Below are 18038 nucleotides of genomic sequence, written 5' to 3'. Positions count from 1 at the left end.
TCCTGGGGCTCGGACTCACCCCCGGGCGGCCGCCGCGGGCCGATACGGGCCGTGTGACGCGTTTCCCCGGCGGTGGTGGCGTCGTTGACGGGGCGTGAGGAAAGCGGTGAGGCGCGCGCTGCGCGCAGGTGCGAGTGCGGGTGTGGCGGTGCTGTGCGCGGTGGCGGTCGCGGGCTGCGGTACGGGAGCCGACGGCGGCGGCGGTCACGACGCGAAACCGGCGGACGGGGCCGTGACGGCCGCTCCCCAGCTGTCCCGCGCCGTGATCACCGTGGCGCCGGGCGACGGCGCGAGGGATGTGGCCGCGGACGGCGCCCTCGGCGTCAGCGTCGATCAGGGCACTCTCACCGAGGTCACCGCGGAGGCGGCGGACGGCACCCCCGTGCCCGGCGAACTCGCCGCGGACCGCCGCAGCTGGCAGCCGGCGGGAAAGCTCGCGCTGGCCACGCAGTACACCGTGGACGCCCTCGCGGTGGACCCGCAGGGGCGTACCGCCGCCAAGCACGCGGTGTTCACCACGGTGGTGCCGCAGCACACGGTGATCGGCTTCTTCACCCCCGAGGACGGCGCCACCGTCGGCGACGGCATGATCGTGACCCTGCGCTTCAGCCGGCCGGTCACCGACCGGGCGGCGGTCGAACGCGGCGTCACCATCGGCGCCGAGCCCGCCGCCACCGTCGTCGGCCACTGGTTCGGCGACCAGCGGCTCGACCTGCGCCCGGCCGACTACTGGCGGCCCGGCACCAAGGTCACCCTGCACCTGCGGCTGCGCGACGTCGAGGCGGCCCCCGGGGTCTACGGCACCCAGTCCAAGGACGTGCACTTCACCATCGGCCGCGACCAGCGCTCCACGGTCGACGCGGCGGCGCACACCATGACCGTGCGGCGGGACGGCCGGGTCGTCCGCAGCCTCGACATCTCCGCGGGCGCCCCCGGCCACACCACGTACAACGGGGTGATGGTGATCGCCGAGAAGTTCGTGATGACCCGTATGGACAGCAGGACCGTCGGCTTCGGCGGCGAGTACGACATCCCGGACGTGCCGCACGCGATGCGGCTGACCCGCTCGGGGACCTTCGTGCACGGCAACTACTGGTCGTCGCCCGGCGTCTTCGGCCGCACCAACGTCAGCCACGGCTGCATCGGCCTGCTGGACAAGAAGGGCGGCGGTGCCGCGACCCCGGCCGCCTGGTTCTTCGACCACTCGCTGGTCGGCGACCCGATCCGGGTGGTCAACTCCCATGACGCCACCGTCGCCGCCGACAACGGCATGAGCGGCTGGAATCTCACCTGGGAGCAGTGGACCGCGGGCTCCGCCCTGTGAGTCCCGAATGCCCCGTCAGGTCCCGATGAGTTCCGCGTCCGACCTGTGAACTTCCCCCGGATGGAACCGAATCACTCCCCCGTGCGTCGATCTTGACGACCACGTGTCGGCACCGCGCCCGTCCGCGACGCCGGCACGCGCGGTTGTACGCCTGCACGAACGCAAGGAGTGACGCACATGTCCTGCTCGAATCCGGACTGCCGGAAAATGGGGTGCAGCACCGACCCGAAGCCCCGCCCGTCCCAGTCGACCGGTCCACGCAAGCGCTGACCGTCCGGGAACCGTCCCGGAGCCCGCACGTCCGTACGACCGGCCCGCGGGGCCTGACGCCCACGGGGCCCGGGTACACAGATATCTGGGACGGAATGGTGACATACCACGGTGCCCGCGCATGCCCAAGGTGTGGTTGTCTAGCGCCGTCCGGGGGAGTCCGGGGCAGTGAGCGCGGGTAGCGTGCAGGGGAGAAGCGGAATTGAAGCCGATAGGTGTGGCGCCTGGCGTCAGGAGAAACGTGACGGCGCTCGCGGTCGGCGCGCTGCTGCTGCTGGCGACCGCGTGCAGCGGCGGCGGGAGCGGCGGGGACTCGGCGGCGAGTGACGCCAAGGCGCCGGCCGGCAGCCCGACGGCCTCGGCGGACACCGTCGCCTCGGCCGCGGTCGTCTCGATCGTCCCGAACGACGGTGCGGACGACGTGGCCACCACCGGCACCCTCAAGGTCGCCGCGACCGGCGGCAAGCTGTCCACCGTGGTGGTCAAGGACGACAAGGGCACCGAGGTGCCCGGCGAGATCAGCGGCGACGGCCTGGGCTGGACTCCGACCGGCCACCTGAACACCTCGACGCAGTACACGGTCGACGCGAGCGCCAAGGACCCGGCGGGCCGCGAGTCCGACAAGCACTCGACCTTCACCACGGTCACCCCCAAGGACACCTTCGTCGGCTACTTCACGCCGGAGGACGGCTCCACGGTGGGCGTCGGCATGGAGGTCTACCTCAAGTTCAACCGGCCGATCACCGACAAGAAGGCCGTCGAGGACGGTGTCAGGGTGACCGCGTCCCCTTCCGTCCCCGTCGCCGCCCGCTGGAACGGCAGCGAGGAGCTGTACATCCGCCCCGCCGACTACTGGGCGGCGGGTACCAAGGTCACGCTCGACCTGGACCTCAAGGGCGTCGAGGGCGCCCCGGGCGTCTACGGCAAGCAGCAGAAGCAGGTGCACTTCACCATCGGCCGCCGCCAGGTCAGCGTGGTGGACGCGGCGAAGCACTCGATGACCGTCTACCGCGACAACAAGGCGATCAAGACCATCCCGATCTCCTCCGGCGCGCCCGAGCACACCACGTACAACGGCAAGATGGTGATCTCCGAGAAGTACATCACCACCCGGATGAACGGCGACACGGTCGGCTTCGGCGGCGAGTACGACATCAAGGACGTGCCGCACGCGATGCGGCTGACCACCTCGGGCACCTTCATCCACGGCAACTACTGGGCCGCGCCCTCGGTCTTCGGCAAGAGCAACACCAGCCACGGCTGCGTGGGCCTGCACGATGTGCGCGGCGCCGGTGACGCGAGCACGCCCGCCGCGTGGTTCTACAACCAGTCGATCCTCGGCGACGTGGTCCAGGTGATCAACTCCAAGGACAAGACCGTCCAGTGGTACAACGGCCTGAACGGGTGGAACCTCAGCTGGAGCCAGTGGAAGGCCGCCTGATCGTGCTCGCCCGTAGGACGGGGCCGTCGTAGTCTCGCGGGCATGACTGTGACCCTCGAAGTCGACGAAGGCGTCGGCACGATCCGGCTGGACCGGCCGCCGATGAATGCGCTGGACAGTGCCACCCAGGACCGCCTCAGGGAGGTCGCGCGGGAGGCGGCGGCACGGCCGGACGTGCGGGCGGTGGTGCTGTGGGGCGGCGAGAAGGTGTTCGCGGCCGGCGCGGACATCAAGGAGATGCAGGCCATGTCCTACGAGGACATGGTCGACCGGTCGGGCCCGTTGCAGGAGGCCTTCACCGCGGTGGCACGGATCCCCAAGCCGGTGGTGGCCGCGGTGACCGGGTACGCCCTCGGCGGCGGCTGCGAGCTGGCGCTGTGCGCGGACATCAGGATCGCCGCGGAGGACGCCAGGCTGGGCCAGCCGGAGATCCTGCTCGGGCTGATCCCGGGGGCGGGCGGCACCCAGCGGCTGGCGCGGCTGGTCGGCCCGTCCCGCGCCAAGGACCTGATCTTCACCGGGCGGATGGTGGGCGCCACGGAGGCGCTGTCCATCGGCCTGGTCGACCAGGTGGTGCCCGCGTCCGAGGTGCATGCGCGGGCGCTGGCCTGGGCCGGCCGGCTGGCCCGCGGTCCCGCTTACGCGCTGCGGGCGGCGAAGGAGGCGGTGGACGCGGGCCTCGAGACCGACCTGGACAGCGGGCTCGCCCTCGAACGCGCTCTCTTCGCCGGGCTGTTCGCGACCGCGGACCGCGAGACGGGCATGCGCAGCTTCATCGAGCAGGGTCCCGGCAAGGCCGAATTCCGCTGATCCGCCGACCGTGCGAATTGTGTACGATTCCCGTACAAGTGATCGAACGGCGATAGCCCGCCGGTGGCGGCCCGCCTTAAGAGAGCCTTATGGCAGTCTTAAGGAATCGTGGGCCGCCACTGATCACCGGGATGGTTGGCTTCACCAACACCGCAGGTGGAGCGGGTAGTTACCGGGTGATTAATGCCCCTGGAATATGCCGAAACAGTGGGACGGAAGTGGTCATTCCCCTTCGCCAATTCCCACGGTTGCCACTCGCAACGCAGCCGGTGCGGCCATGATGAACCCATGGCGGCCAGGGGAGGATCCGAGCAGCCGCAGCGGGTGGACACCAATACCGCCGCGGGTGCCTTACCGGTACTCGCCGCTGCGGGCGACGCCGGTGGTGACGCCGGGGGCGAGAGCGGAACCGAAGCCGCCGCGGGCGGCGTGCTCGACCTGCTGGGCGACCCGTCGGTCGCCGAGGTCCATCTGACCTCGCGCCCCGAGTCCGCCTCCACCGCCCGCCGGCTGGCGTTGTCCGTGGTCCGGCTGTGGGGGCTGCCGCAGTACGCCGACACCGTGGAGCTGCTGGTCTCGGAGCTGGTCGGGAATGCGGTACGGCACACCGGCGCCCGCGGCTTCGGGCTGCGGATGCGGCGGCGGCGCGGCTGGGTGCGGGTCGAGGTGCGCGACCCCTCGCGGGCGCTGCCCTGCCTGCTGCCGGTGGGCGACCTGGACATCAGCGGTCGCGGCCTGTTCCTTGTCGACCGGCTCTCGGACCGCTGGGGCGTCGACCTCCAGGCGCGCGGCAAGACCACCTGGTTCGAACTGCGGGTGCCCGAGCGGTAGTTCCGCGGTAATGCGAAGAGGCCCCCCGCGTCGTGGTGACGACTGCGGCCGGGGCCTCTTCGTGACCGCCGCGGAGCATGGGGGTGTGGTCCGCGACGTCTGTGGAACGGCCGTGCTCGGGTCGGGCGGCCGTTGGCACGACTCTCGCACGCGGAGCGCGGCAGGGTCAACCGTGCATCTCTCTTGTATCGGGCAAATGCGACAGATTGGCGAGTGATATGGGGGTGATGTGTACCACTCACCTTGTAAATCACGGGAAATTCTCCTCATAGGCTTCTAATGTTTTGAATGGTGATACGACTCGGGTATGACCCTGAGACGGGGGTGGGGGTAGCCCCAACCCGCAATGGGGGATGCGCCGGATGGGCCGGGGCCACCTGCTGCGACAGAGTCGTCCACGAGCCGGTCGCCGCCCAGCGGCCGCCCCCGACCGAGGAGTTGACCATGGCCGCGCCGACGGCACACAGCGGACCCGTGGCCGCCTTCGTCCGCTTCGTGATCTGCGGCGGCGGCGTCACCCTGCTGGCCAGTGGTGTGCTGCTGCTGATCGGCCAGCGGATCCCCTTCGCGGTCGCCAACGCCGTGGTCACCGTCGCCTCCACGGTCCTGGCCACCGAGCTGCACGGGCGCTTCACCTTCGGACGCGGCCGGGCCGGCTGGAGCGACCACGCCGCGAGCGGCCTGACCGTCGCGCTGTCCTACGCCTTCACCACCGGCGCCATGCTCGCCTTCGAGGGGGTGCACCCGGGTGGCGGTGTGCTGCTGCGGCAGGGCGTCTACCTGGCCGCCTCAGGACTCGCCGGGGTGGCGCGCTTCCTGCTGCTGCGGCATGTGGTCTTCGCGACACCCGGTGTCGCCCGGATTCCCGAGCGGCTGCGGCAGCGGGCGGCGACGATGGGCAGTGCCGGGCGGCGCGCCGTCCCGTACCCCTCAGGTTCCCGACTGCTGCAAGGATCGTGAGACCCATGACCAAGGCCAAGGGCATCGTCTTCACCGAGTTCGGCCCCGCCGACGTGCTGCACCCGGCCGAGATCGACGTGCCGGAGCCCGGCCCCGGGCAGGTGCGGATCGCGGTACGGGCGGCGGGCGTCAACCCGCTCGACCACAAGATCAGGGCCGGGTACATGAACCAGGTCTTCACGGTGGAGCTGCCGCATGTGCCGGGCGTGGAGGCCTCGGGTGTGGTGGAGTCCGTCGGCGAGGGCGTCAGCGGGCTCACCGCCGGCCAGGAGGTCTTCGGGCCGACGGTCTCGGGGGCCTACGCGGAACTCGCGCTCGCCGAGGCCGTCAGGCTCGCCGTCAAGCCGTCCGACCTGGGCTTCCCCGAGGCCGCCGCGCTGCCGGTGGGCGCGGAGACCGCCTACCGCACGCTCCAGGTGCTCGGCGTCCGCGGCGGCGAGACGCTGCTCGTGCACGGAGCCGCGGGCGGCGTCGGCAGCCTCGCCGTGCAGTTCGCGGTCGCCCGCGGCCTGCGGGTGGTCGGCACCGCGAGCGTGTCCAACCACGAGCGGCTGCGCGCGCTCGGCGCGATCCCCGTCACCTACGGCCCCGGGCTCGTCGACCGGGTGCGGGACGCGGCCCCCGAGGGGGTCGACGCCGCCTTGGACACCACGGGCCTCGCCGAGTCGCTGGCCGCTTCTGTCGAGCTGACCGGGGACAAGGACCGGGTGCTGACCATCGCCGGCCCGGACGCCGCCGGCGAGTACGGCGTCGCCTTCAGCTCGGGCGCGGGCCCGGACGGCTACCTCGGCGGACCCGCCTTCGCGGAGGCACTCGCCCTGCACGCCACCGGCACCCTGGCCGTCGCCATCCACCACTCGTACCCGCTCGCCGAGGCGGCCGACGCGCAGCGGGCGAGCGAGGCGGGACACCTGGCCGGCAAGATCATCCTGGTGCCCTGACGCCGCACGGGAACAGCGGGGCGGGCCGGACCCCGGGTCGGCCCGCCCGTCGGACGGGGCTCGCGCTGCCCGGCCCGCTGCGGCCGTCAGCTGCCGAAGACCTGGAATTCGTACAGTGAATAGCCGTACGGGGTGGAGCGCTGCGTGCCGTAGACCCGTACGTAGCGGCCGGTGCCGCTGACATTGAGCGTCTGGTTGCCGCCGGTGCCGGTGGTCGTGGTGTAGACGGTGGTCCAGTTGGTGCCGTTGGCCGAGGTCTGGATCTGGAAGGCCTTGCCGTAGGCGGCCTCCCAGTCGAGCTTGACCTGGCTGATGGTGTGGCTGGCGCCCAGGTCCACCTGGATCCACTGCGGGTCGCTGAAGGCGCTGGACCAGCGGGTGCCGGTGTTGCCGTCCACGGCGTTGGCGGCGGGGAAGCTCCCGTTCTCGGTCGAGGAGGCGGTGGCCGGCTTGCCCTGCGAGAGGTTGCCGCCGGCGGGCGGCGGGGTGGTGCTGCCCGGGCCCTTGTTGTAGACGGCGACGTAGTCGATGTTCATCTGGCCGCCGGAGACGGTGGCGGAGTTGGGGCCGCCGCCGAAGGCGTCGGGGAAGCCGCCGCCCATCGCCAGGTCGTAGATGATGAAGAACGGGTGGTCGACCGCGTTCGCCCAGGTCGTGGCGTCCACCTGGGTGGCGTTCACGGTGAAGTAGTTGGCGCCGTCCAGATACCAGCGGATCTGCTCAGGCGACACGGAGCGGTCGATCTGGACCGCGTAGGTGTGGTAGCCGGTCTGGCAGCCGGAGCAGGCCCGCTCGCCGCTGCCGATGCCGGTCGTCTCGTGGCAGGGTCCGCCCGAGCCGGTGCCGCAGTGCAGGGTGCCGAAGACGGAGCTGCGGGAGTTGATGTCCTCCAGGATGTCGATCTCACCCGAGGTCGGCCAGCCCACGCCGCTGCGCAGCGTCGAGCCCAGCATCCAGAAGGCCGGCCAGTAGCCTGCGCCGTTGGCGGTGGTCAGGTTGGGCTGCTGGATCGACGACTGCATCATCACCACGCCGCCGGCCGGCGCGCCGAAGGTCGCCGCCTGCGTCTCGATCCGGCCCGACGTCCAGCCCGAGCGCGCGTCGCTGCCGCTGTGCAGGGCCTTGAGCACGAGGTGGCCGTTGCCGTCCTGGTACACGTTGGACGTGCTGTTGGTCATCGTCTCGATCTCGCCGGTGCCGAAGCTGCTGCCGGGACCGGTGTCGTACTTCCAGTTCGCGCCGTTCACGCCGGTGTTGGCGCCGCCGCTGAAGTCGTCGCTCCAGGTGGTGGTGAAGCCGGCCGGCGCCGCCGGGACCGCGGCGGGCGCCGCTGCCGCCGCCGCTGCCGGTGCCGCGGCGGGGGTGGCCGCGCCGCCGGGCGCCGCGGTGACCGCGAGCCCTGCCAGGCTGAGCGCGCCGACGGTGAACGCGGCCAGGGTCAGCCGCGCCTTGGTGCGCAGCCGGCGGTGGCCGGTGGGGGGTGTTGGTGCGTGTCCGCTGGACATGCGAGGTCTCCTGTCCCGATGAGCCCGATGTGGGGGGTGCTGGGCGCTCCGCTGGGACGTTCGTGAGAGCGCTCTCTTCGAGCAGGGAGTTTTCTAGTGCCTCGCCATTGCGGCGTCAAGGAGTTGCGCACGATACGCAGGTGAACAGGGGTGCCGGCTGGGTCCCGCACCCTCGAAAGCCCTTACCGGGCCGGGCGTCGGTGTCCCCGGGCCGGGGCACGGGGGCGCCCCGGGGCGCAGGGGGAGGCCTGCGCGCCCGGGGCGCCATGAGGGGAGCTACGGCCGCACGCGGATGATCTGCGGGTCGTGGTCGCTGGTCTGGTTCGCGAACTCCGAGTTGATGTGCACCACGTCGTACTCGACGTGCTTGCCGAGGTCGGGGCTGACCAGGATGTGGTCGAGCACCTGCGAGTTGCCCTCGTAGACGTACGAGTAGCGCTCCTTGGCCGGCAGCGTGTCGACCAGGTCGGTCAGCACCGTGCCGTTCTCGGTCAGGCTCTGCACGGCCGGCGAGAACTGGTAGTCGTTCAGGTCGCCGAGGACCACCACGTCTGCGTGCTTGTCGGCGGTCTCCAGCTGCTTGACGAAGTCGTGCTCCACGATCGCCTGCCGCACCCGCTGCACCTCGGAGCTGCGCACCGGCGGCTGGAGGTGGCTGTCGATGCCCTGGTCGCCGCCCTTGCTGTCGAAGTGGTTCGCGATCACGAACAGCTTCTTGCCGCGGAAGGTGAACTGGCCGACCAGCGGCTTGCGGCTGGTGTTCCAGGCCTGGTCGGTGGGCGCGATCCGGCCGGGGGAGGCGGTCAGCGAGGTGCCGTCGCCGGTGCCGGTGATGCCGACCGGGGTGGTCGAGCCGCCGCCTGCGATGTCGGTGAAGCCGACCCGCTGCGGGTTGAAGAGGAACACCGAGCGGATGTTGCCGCCGGGCTCGCCGCCGTCCTTGTCGTTGACGGGGTCGATCTCCCGCCACTGGTAGCGCGGGCCGCCCGCCGCCACGATCGCGTCGGTGAGCTTGGTCAGCGTCTGGTCGGCAGCGACGGTGCCGTCGTCGGTGGCGCCGTTGTTGTCCTGGATCTCCTCGAGGGCCACGATGTCGGGCGACCGCAGGTTGTGCACCAGGCCCTGGGCGAGCGCGTCGAACTTCGACTGCGGGTTGCCGGGTGCCAGGTTCTCCACGTTGTACGTGGCCACGGTGGCCTGGTCGGACGACGCCTTGCCGGTGACCTCGGGCTCCAGGCCGCCGCTCTTGACGGTGCCCAGCGTGCGGGCCTGGAGCGCGTACGTACCGGCGAACTGGTTGTAGTCGAGCGGGCCCGTGGTCGTGCCGCGCAGGGTGTCGCCGACGTTCGCGGCCGGGAAGGGCGAAGTGGCCGTCGGGATCAGCGACTGCACCATCAGGCGGCCCGAGTTGGGCTGGTCGTAGCCGGTGTAGAGGGTCCCGCCGCGCTTGGTGGGGTTCTGCTTGGGCTTGACCGTGACCCACAGCTCCGAATACGGGTCGCTGGCGCCGACCACCCGGGTGTCGTCGATCCTGACGTTCATGCCCTCGAGCGACGCGTACAGGTCGAGCGAGTACTCGTCGGGCCGCAGCGGCAGGTCCTCGATGCTGCCGCCGCCCGCGCTGGGCACGAAGGCGTCGGGGACGCTCTTGTCGTCGAGCACGACGGGCGCGGGCACGGCGTTGCCCGAGGACAGCTTGGTCACCGTGGGCTTGGTGATCTCGGTGACCGCCTGCCCGCCGGCGGCGGCGCCGCCCGGGTAGTACTGCGAGACGGTGCCGGCCACCGAGACGCTGTCGCCGACGGCGACCGCGGGGCTGGTCGAGCCGGTGAAGACGAAGATGCCCTCGCTGGTCCTGGGGTCGGCGTCCGGATTCGGGTCCTGGACCCAGAAGCCCTGCGACGAGCCGTAGGCCCGCACCCCGGTGACGATGCCGGTCGCGCCGGTGACCGCCTTGCCGGCGAAGGGCGAGTTGCGGGTGTCGCCCTGGATGTCGTGGATCTTCGCCTCGGTGCCGGTGGGCGGCGGCGTGGTGGGCGGGGTGGTGGGCGGCTGGGTCGGGGTGCCGCCGCCCGAGTTCTGCGGGGTGGGCGCGCCCGCGGTGAAGTCCGCCGCGTTGTCGTCGGTGTCGGCGAGCGTCGCACCCCGGGTGACCGAGTCGCTGTTGCTCGCGCCGGCCGCGGGGCCGCTGCCCTCGTGCACCAGCGCGGTGCCGTAGCCGACCAGGTCCTTGACTCGCGGGTCGGCGGCGCAGTCCGCGGCGGTGAGGCAGGTCAGCGGGTCGGCGCCGGTGACCAGCGCGACGGTGCCCGTGGTGCCCGACATGTTGATGGCCCCGCTGGCGTCCGGCGCCGGCAGCGGGGTGGTGCCGCCGGTGCCGGCGCCCTCCTGGACCAGGAAGCGGCCGCCGCCGGCCAGCGAGCCGGTGAGCGGGGTGGCCTGCCACTTGGACGTCGGGGACGGCGCCCCCGGCAGGTACTGCACGCTGTAGGTGCTCAGGTCCACCGGTGCGGCTCCGGCGTTGGCCAGCTCCACGAAGTCGTTGGTGAAGGTGGCGCCGGAGTTGCCGCCGCCCCCGTAGACCTCGGCGATCACGGCGTCGGCGGACGGCGCGGCGAAGGCGGCGTGCACGCCCACCCCGGCCAGCACCACGGCACCGGCTATGCCGATCGGCAGGAATCGCTTGCGGAGTCCCGCGGGAAGCGGTCTCGTGGATCGGGGTGATGCCTCGGCGGCCTCAGAGGGGTGCGACACCGGAGGGGTTCTCCTTCATGGGAGCGGCTGGTGGTGACGGCGCGTCACCCCGGGCCGGGGCGTGCGCGGTCGGCCTCAAGATACGCGCGTAGATCCGGTCGCAGAAGGTGTGTTGAGGTTAAATCTGGGTGTTGTGTGCCGTGCCTGTGCCTTACCGGCCGATACGTCCGGCTGCCGGCGGGTGACCGCCTGTCACGTACGCCTCTGCTGTCCCGGGCGCCGTGCGGGGGTCAGCGAGCGCCGGCCGCCTCGGCGCGGGCGGCGTCGCGTATGCCGGTGACGATCAGGTCGATGCCCCGGTCGAAGTACAGCTCCTGGTCGGAGCAGGCCGCGAGCGCGTCGGCGGCGGCGACGATGTGCGGGTAGCGGCGGGGGGACAGGGCGAGCAGGGTGGCGCGCTTGGCGCGCACCGCGTCCTCGTTGGCCTCGGGGTCGGGGCCCAGGTCGCGCCCCGGCTCCGCGATGGCCAGCGCGACCAGCGAGCCGAGGATCTGGCTCGCGGTCTCCGCGCTGCGCTCCACCGACATGCCGCCCTCGGCCATCAGTGCGAGCGACCGCTCGGTGATGGCGAGGCCCGGCTCGGTGGTCACCATGCCGTTGAAGACCAGCATGGCCGCGTTGGGGTGCGGGCGCAGGGCGTCGAGGAAGCCGCTCAGCACGTCGCGCAACTGCTCGTGCCAGGGCCGGTCGTCGGGCTCTGGCAGCACGGTGCCTGACAGCAGCCGCCCCGCGAGGGCGACCAGCAGGCCCTCCTTGTCGGGGAAGTGCCGGTAGAGGGCCATCGGGGTGACGTCGTGGAGCTGGGCGACCCGGCGGATGGTCACCGCGTCGAGGCCCTCGGCATCGGCGACGGCCAGCGCGGTGGTGATCAGCTCGTCACGGTTCAAACGCTTCTGAGCCGCCATGTCCGCTCGACCGCCTTTCGCTCGACAACCACCCCTTCGCGGTGTACAGCGTACACACCGCATGCATGTTTACAAAGTAAGCAATGCCTGTATGGTTGCGCCGTAAGCATACGCTGTAAACATTCCCTTGAGGTTGCTATGCGACGCAGTCCCTGGGCCACGCTGACCGTGTTGGCCCTCGCCCAGTTCATCGTGGTGCTCGACGTGACGATCGTGAACGTCGCGCTGCCGCACATCCAGACCGACCTCGGCTTCACCGTCGACGGCCTCCAGTGGGTGATCAGCGCCTACACCCTGGTCTTCGGCGGCTTCCTGCTGCTCGGCGGCCGGGCGGCCGACCTGCTCGGGTCGCGCCGGGTGTTCGTCACCGGCCTCGTACTGTTCGGCGCGACCTCGCTGGCCGGCGGCCTGGCCGGCTCACCCGGCCTGCTCATCGCGGCCCGCACCCTGCAGGGCCTCGGCGGGGCGCTGCTGTCGCCCGCCGCGCTCGGCATCCTCACCGTGACCTTCCCGCACGGCAAGGAGCGCAACATCGCCATGGGCGTCTGGGGCGGCCTCGCCGGTCTCGGCGGCACCCTCGGAGTGGTCGCAGGCGGCTTCCTCGTCGACTCGCTCAGCTGGCGCTGGGTCTTCATCGTCAACGTGCCGATCGTGATCGCCCTGGTCGCCGTCACCCCGCTGATCGTCCGCCACGTGCCGCCGCACGCCGGCAACCGCTCCTTCGACGCGCTCGGCGCGGTGTTCGCCACCGGCGGGCTGCTCGGCGTGGTCTACGCGGTGGTGCGCGCCGAACCGCTCGGCTGGTCCTCGCCCGAGGTCATCGGCTGCCTGGTCGTCGGCGTGCTGCTGCTCGCCGCCTTCCTGGTGGTCGAGACCCGCATCAAGGCACCGCTGGTGCCGATGCGGCTGCTCAGGTCGCGCGCCCTGAGCAGCTCCGGCGGTGCCATCGCCCTGACCGGCGCGGCCTTCCTGGCGATGTTCTACCTGACCGCGATCTTCCTCCAGCAGGTGCGCGGCGACAGCGCGCTGCGAGCCGGGGTCGAATTCCTGCCGATGGGCGGCGCCGCCATCGCCGCTGCCGTGCTGGCCACCCCGCTGATCACCCGCTTCGGCACCCGCCCCGTGCAGACGGCGGGCACCCTGCTCAGCGTGGCCGGCCTGCTGCTGCTCTCCCGTGCCGACGCCACCGGCTCGTACACGAGCCAGATCCTGCCCGGCATCGTCCTGTTCGGCCTCGGCATCATCGCGGTCTCGGTGCCGGCCCAGATCGCGGCGGTCGTCGACGTCACCCACACCGACGCCGGCGCCGCTTCCGGTGTCTTCACCGCCTTCCAGCAGGTCGGCGGGGCGGTCGGGCTCGCCGTCGTCACCACTCTGGCCACCTCCCGCACCGCCCACGCGCTGGCCGGCGGCGCCGCGCAGTCCGACGCCCTGGTGGACGGCTTCCACCGCGGCCTGCTGGTGGCCGCGGCCTTCAGCGCCGGCACCTTCGTGGTCACCCTGCTCTCGCCCCGGCTCGCTCCGAGCGCCGACCAGATCGCCGGCGCGGCGGCAGCGGCGTAGCCCCGGGCCGGGTGCTCACGGGTGCGGGGCCGGGGGAGTACGCCCCCGGCCCCGCACCCGTACCGCGCCTCGGCCCAGGCGGCGGTGGCGGGCCGTCAGGCCGCGCCCCGCCTCGCCGGGACCGCCCTCAGCTCGCCGTGCACACCGGCACGGGCGGCGGGGAGCCGGGGGTGCCGTTCGCGGTGAAGCCGAAGGAGATCGACGCGCCGGGGGAGACCGCGCCGTTGTAGGGGGCGTTGGTCACGGTGACGGAGGAGCCGCTCTGCGCGAGCGTGCCGTTCCACAGGCTGGTGATCGTCGCGGTCGGCGCCGACCAGGCGACCTTCCAGCCGTGCAGTGCGGAGGTGCCAGGGTTGGCGACGGTGACGTCCGCCTGGAAGCCGCCGGACCAGGCGTTGGTGACCGTGAACGTCGCGGTGCAGCCGGACCCGGGCGGCGGGGTGGTGGGCGGGGGAGTCGTGGGCGGCGGGGTGGTCGGAGGGGGCGTGGTGGGAGGCGGCGTCGTGGGCGGGGGTGTGGTCGGCGGGGTCGTCGTGCCGTACGTCAGCCCGTAGCCGTACGCGAAGAGCGGCGTCTTGCCGTCGCCGTCGTTGATCGGCTCCTGCGAGGCGCTCTGCATCCACGACACCGGCAGCTTCCCGCTGGGCGCGTAGTCGCCGAAGAGCACGTCGGACACGCCGTTGCCCTCGGTGCCCGGCAGCCATGCGGCCACCAGGGCCTTCCAGTCGGGGAGCTGGGCGGCGATGTCCAGCGGCCGGCCGGACACCAGCACGGTGACCACCGGCACCCCGCTGGCCTTCAGCTTGGCGAGCGTGGCCAGGTCGGTCTGGTCCAGGCCCATCGAGCCGGTGCGGTCGCCCTGGCCCTCCGCGTACGGGGTCTCGCCGACGACCGCGATCGCGGCGGCGTACGACCCGTCGATACCGTCGCCGCTCTTGCTGTAGGTCACCTGCGAGGGATTGTCCACCGCGGACCTGATGCCCTGGAGGATGGTCGTCCCCGGGGTGATCGCGCCGCTCGAACCCTGCCAGCTGATCGTCCAGCCGCCGCTCTGGTTGCCGATGTCGTCGGCGGACTTCCCGGCCACGAAGACCTTGGCGGACTTGGCCAGCGGCAGCACTCCGCCGTCGTTCTTCAGCAGCACCTGCGACTCGCGCACCGCCTGCCGGGCGACGGCCCGGTGCGCGGCGGAGCCGACCGTGGAGGTGTAGGAGCGGTCGGTCAACGGGTGCTCGAACAGCCCGAGCTGGAATTTCTTGGTGAGGATCCGCCGGTTGGCGTCGTCGATCCGCGCCATGGTCACCGTGCCGCTGCTCACGTCGCTCTTCAGGTCGGCGACGAAGGCCTTGTAGTCGGTCGGCACCATCACCATGTCGATGCCGGCGTTCACGGCGGTCGCCACCTCGGCGGCGGTGAAGCCGGTCCGCCCGTCGATCTTGTCCACGCCGGCCCAGTCCGACACCACGAACCCGGAGAAGCCGAGCTCGCCCTTGAGCAGGTCGGTGACCAGGTAGCGGTTGGCGTGGTCCTTGACGCCGTTCCAGCTGCTGTACGACACCATGACCGCGCCGACCCCGCGGTCCACCGCGGCCTTGAACGGCGGCAGGTGGATGGCCCTCAGGTCGGCCTCCGACAGGGTCGCGTTGCCCTCGTTGACCCCGCCGTCCGTGCCGCCGTCGCCGATGTAGTGCTTGGCGGTGGCCAGTACCGAGGCCGGTCCGCCCAGCGTCGCGCCCTGGAGCCCGGTGATCTCGGTGGTCATCTGCGACGGCAGGTCGGGCGTCTCGCCGAAGGACTCGTACGTCCGGCCCCAGCGGTCGTTGCGGGCCACGCACAGGCACGGGGCGAAGTCCCAGTCGACGCCGGTCCCCGACACCTCCTCCGCGGTGACCCGTCCGACCTGCTGCACCAGCGCCGGGTCGCGGGTGGCGCCGAGCCCGATGTCGTGCGGGAAGACGGTGGCGCCGTAGACGTTGTTGTCGCCGTGCACCGCGTCGATGCCGTAGATCATCGGGATGCCCAGCGGCGTGCCCAGCGCGGTCCGCTGGAAGCCGTCGTACATGTCGGCCCAGGCGCCCGCGTTGTTCGTGCTCGGCGCCGAGCCGCCGCCCGAGAGCACGGAGCCGATGCGGTAGGCCGCCAGGTCGCCGGGCGCGGCGGCCAGCGCGGTCCTGTCGACCTGGGTCATCTGCCCGACCTTCTCGTCGAGCGACATCCGCGCCAGCAGGTCGTCCACCCGCTGGGACACGGGCAACGACGGGTCCTGGTAGGGCAGTCCCGCCGCCTGCGGTGCGGCGGCCGATCCCGCCGCGCCGCCGGCGGCGGTCGTGGCGGCGGTGGCGTCCACCGCCGCGTCGGTGAGGAGGAGCATCGCGAGGACGGCGCCGACGGCGACACCCGCTCTGCGGTACGTGCGTCTGGGCATGGGGACTCCGTATGGGGGGAGGCCGTGGGGGGCCATGGAGTGTGGGAGCGCTCCCATAGATGAGGCCAGTGCGGCCGGGTCATGTCAAGGGTTGGGGCAGTCGCAGGTCGGGGGGCGTGCGGTGCTCAACCGGTGCAGTCCCGTGAGGGCGGGTCGTTGACGCGACAGCAAGCGCTTGCTACTTTGATCCCCGCGCCATGGCCTGTACGCGACAAGAGTAGGTCTGCCTGGCCCTATTGGGGGTCAAGCAGGCTAGTAACCGCTTTCATGCAGCTGATCCGCCGACCCCACGGCGGCCCCCCACCGCACCTCTGGACGAGAGGTCTCAGCACCGTGAAACACACTCCGATGTCCCCTGCCCGGCGGCAGAAAGCCGCGGCCGCCGTGGGTGCGGCGGTCCTCGCGTCAGCGGGACTGCTCGCGCTCCATCCCTCCATCTCGCAAGCCGCACAGCCGCAGATCAACAGCAACGCCCTGTTCGTCTCCCCGAGCGGCACCGACGGTGCCGCGGGCACGGAGTCCGCGCCGACGACCCTCACCTCGGCGATCACCCGCATCACCGCGGGCGGCACGATCTACCTGCGCGGCGGCACGTACAACTACTCCACGACGGTCAACATCGCGCAGGGCAACAACGGCACCTCGGGCGCCCTCAAGGAGCTGTCCGCCTACCCGGGCGAGGCCCCGGTGCTCAACTTCTCCGCCATGGCCGAGGCCGACTCGAACCGCGGGCTCGCGCTCAACGGCAACTACTGGCACATCTACGGCCTCACCGTGCAGCGCGCGGGCGACAACGGGATCTTCATCGGCGGCAGCAACAACATCGTCGAGCGCACGGTGACGGCCTTCAACCACGACTCCGGGCTCCAGATATCCCGTACGGCCTCCAGCACCCCCCAGTCCCAGTGGCCGTCGAACAACCTCATCCTCAGCTCGGAGTCGCACGACAACTCCGACTCCGACGGCGAGGACGCCGACGGCTTCGCCGCCAAGCTCACCGCAGGCCCGGGGAACGTCTTCCGCTACGACGTGTCGCACAACAACATCGACGACGGCTGGGACCTCTACACCAAGACCGACACAGGACCCATCGGCGTCGTGACCATCGAGAACTCCCTGTCGTACGGCAACGGCACGCTGTCCAACGGCACCGTGAACTCCGCAGGCGACCGCAACGGCTTCAAGCTCGGCGGCGAGGACATCAAGGTCAACCACATCGTCCGGAACAACATCGCCTACGGCAACGGCCACCACGGGTTCACGTACAACAGCAACCCGGGCACGCTGACGATCTCCGGCAACGTCAGCATCGACAACGCGGAGCGGAACTACTCCTTCGACGAGGGCACCTCCGTCTTCCGCGGCAACACCTCCTGCCGGTTCTCCGTCGACGGGTCGAACGACAAGACCATCGGCGACGCCGACAGCTCCAACCAGTTCTGGTCCGGCACCAACGGGTCCCGCTGCTCCTCCTACAGCGGCGCGCTGAACTGGGCCTTCAACACCGACGGCAGCCTGGCGGTGACCTTCGGCGGCAAGCCGCCGACGAACCCGCCGACGACGCCCCCCACCACGCCACCGACGACGCCCCCCACCACCCCGCCCACCACCCCGCCGACGACGCCTCCGACCACCCCGCCCACCGGCGGCCAGCTCCTCACCGACGACTTCGAGGACGGCAACGCGAACGGCTGGACCACCAGCGGCGGTTCATGGGCGGTCAGGTCGAACGGCTCGCACGTCCTGACCCAGTCCACGGTGGCCGCCTCCGCGTCCGCCCTGGCCGGCTCGTCCTGGGGCGCACAGAGCGTCCAGGCCACGGTGACGCCCACCCTCTTCCAGGGCTCGGGCGAATACGTCGCCGTCCTGGCCCGGGTCCAGGACGCGTCGAACTACTACGCCCTCGTCCTGCGCGACGCGAACAAGGCCGAGATCCGGCGGGTGACCGGCGGCACGAGCAAGGTGCTCGGCAGCGTGTCCTTCACGGTCGACACCGGGGTGCCCTACACCCTGCGGCTGTCCGCCCAGGGCAGCGCGCTGACCGGATACGTCAACGGCCGGTCGGTCGTCAGCGCGAGCGACGGCAGCTTCGGCAGCGGAAGGGTCGGCCTGAGCACCTTCGACGCCACGGCCGACTTCGACAACGTCGTGGTCACCAGCTCGTAAGCCCGCTGTGCGACGCAGGGAGGTGCGGCCGCCCCCGCGGGCCGGCCCCCCCCGGTGGGGCGGGGGGGGGCGGGGGGCGGCGCCGGCCCGCGCCCCCCCGCCGCGCGGGGTTTGGATATAAAATATTGTTTTTTTAAAACGCG

At 71.6% G+C, this 18038-nt stretch carries 12 protein-coding genes; 8 read left to right on the top strand and 4 right to left on the bottom strand.

Going from position 1 to position 18038, the window contains the following annotated elements; genetic code table 11:
- The first annotated feature begins 106 nt into the window (after nucleotides 1–106).
- The 6 genes from ACGFMP_RS36610 (at nucleotide 107) to ACGFMP_RS36585 (ending at nucleotide 6577) form a co-directional block, all read left to right on the top strand.
- Nucleotides 107–1324: an Ig-like domain-containing protein gene (locus ACGFMP_RS36610; RefSeq protein ID WP_393678346.1), complete on the top strand. Its 1218-nt coding sequence runs from the start codon at nucleotides 107–109 to the stop codon at nucleotides 1322–1324.
- A gap of 511 nt (nucleotides 1325–1835) precedes the next feature.
- Nucleotides 1836–3035 (top strand): Ig-like domain-containing protein, encoded by a 1200-nt coding sequence (locus ACGFMP_RS36605; RefSeq protein ID WP_393678345.1) that lies wholly within the window; start codon nucleotides 1836–1838, stop codon nucleotides 3033–3035.
- A 42-nt stretch (nucleotides 3036–3077) separates the two neighbouring features.
- On the top strand, nucleotides 3078–3845 hold the full coding sequence (locus tag ACGFMP_RS36600) for an enoyl-CoA hydratase/isomerase family protein (RefSeq protein ID WP_393678343.1): 768 nt from the start codon (nucleotides 3078–3080) through the stop codon (nucleotides 3843–3845).
- A 288-nt stretch (nucleotides 3846–4133) separates the two neighbouring features.
- Complete coding sequence (locus ACGFMP_RS36595) at nucleotides 4134–4676, top strand: ATP-binding protein (RefSeq protein ID WP_393678342.1); 543 nt, start codon at nucleotides 4134–4136, stop codon at nucleotides 4674–4676.
- A gap of 444 nt (nucleotides 4677–5120) precedes the next feature.
- On the top strand, nucleotides 5121–5636 hold the full coding sequence (locus tag ACGFMP_RS36590; protein WP_393678341.1) for a hypothetical protein: 516 nt from the start codon (nucleotides 5121–5123) through the stop codon (nucleotides 5634–5636).
- A 5-nt stretch (nucleotides 5637–5641) separates the two neighbouring features.
- Nucleotides 5642–6577, top strand: a complete 936-nt coding sequence (locus ACGFMP_RS36585) for an NADP-dependent oxidoreductase (RefSeq protein WP_393678339.1) — start codon at nucleotides 5642–5644, stop codon at nucleotides 6575–6577.
- Between the two features lie 86 nt (nucleotides 6578–6663).
- On the opposite strand, the gene ACGFMP_RS36580 is transcribed toward ACGFMP_RS36585, so the two are convergent.
- From ACGFMP_RS36580 to ACGFMP_RS36570, 3 genes are all read right to left on the bottom strand, one after another.
- On the bottom strand, nucleotides 6664–8082 hold the full coding sequence (locus tag ACGFMP_RS36580; RefSeq protein WP_393678337.1) for a discoidin domain-containing protein: 1419 nt from the start codon (nucleotides 8080–8082) through the stop codon (nucleotides 6664–6666).
- Between the two features lie 276 nt (nucleotides 8083–8358).
- Nucleotides 8359–10758: an endonuclease/exonuclease/phosphatase family protein gene (locus tag ACGFMP_RS36575; RefSeq protein WP_393678366.1), complete on the bottom strand. Its 2400-nt coding sequence runs from the start codon at nucleotides 10756–10758 to the stop codon at nucleotides 8359–8361.
- 308 nt (nucleotides 10759–11066) lie between these two features.
- Nucleotides 11067–11741 (bottom strand): TetR/AcrR family transcriptional regulator, encoded by a 675-nt coding sequence (locus tag ACGFMP_RS36570; RefSeq protein ID WP_393678336.1) that lies wholly within the window; start codon nucleotides 11739–11741, stop codon nucleotides 11067–11069.
- Nucleotides 11742–11879: 138 nt separating this feature from the next.
- On the opposite strand from ACGFMP_RS36570, the gene ACGFMP_RS36565 reads away from it, so the two are divergent.
- On the top strand, nucleotides 11880–13304 hold the full coding sequence (locus ACGFMP_RS36565; protein WP_393678334.1) for an MFS transporter: 1425 nt from the start codon (nucleotides 11880–11882) through the stop codon (nucleotides 13302–13304).
- A 127-nt stretch (nucleotides 13305–13431) separates the two neighbouring features.
- On the opposite strand, the gene ACGFMP_RS36560 is transcribed toward ACGFMP_RS36565, so the two are convergent.
- Nucleotides 13432–15729, bottom strand: coding sequence for a glycoside hydrolase family 3 N-terminal domain-containing protein (locus tag ACGFMP_RS36560; RefSeq protein ID WP_393678332.1), 2298 nt, complete (start codon nucleotides 15727–15729; stop codon nucleotides 13432–13434).
- A 333-nt stretch (nucleotides 15730–16062) separates the two neighbouring features.
- On the opposite strand from ACGFMP_RS36560, the gene ACGFMP_RS36555 reads away from it, so the two are divergent.
- Complete coding sequence (locus tag ACGFMP_RS36555; RefSeq protein WP_393678331.1) at nucleotides 16063–17895, top strand: right-handed parallel beta-helix repeat-containing protein; 1833 nt, start codon at nucleotides 16063–16065, stop codon at nucleotides 17893–17895.
- The last annotated feature ends 143 nt before the right edge of the window (nucleotides 17896–18038 follow it).

This window comes from Streptomyces sp. NPDC049040 (assembly GCF_043197715.1).
Taxonomy (GTDB): Bacteria; Actinomycetota; Actinomycetes; order Streptomycetales; family Streptomycetaceae; genus Actinacidiphila.
The sequence above is the reverse complement of the archived record's forward strand: the minus strand, read 5'-3'. Positions and strand labels throughout refer to the sequence as shown.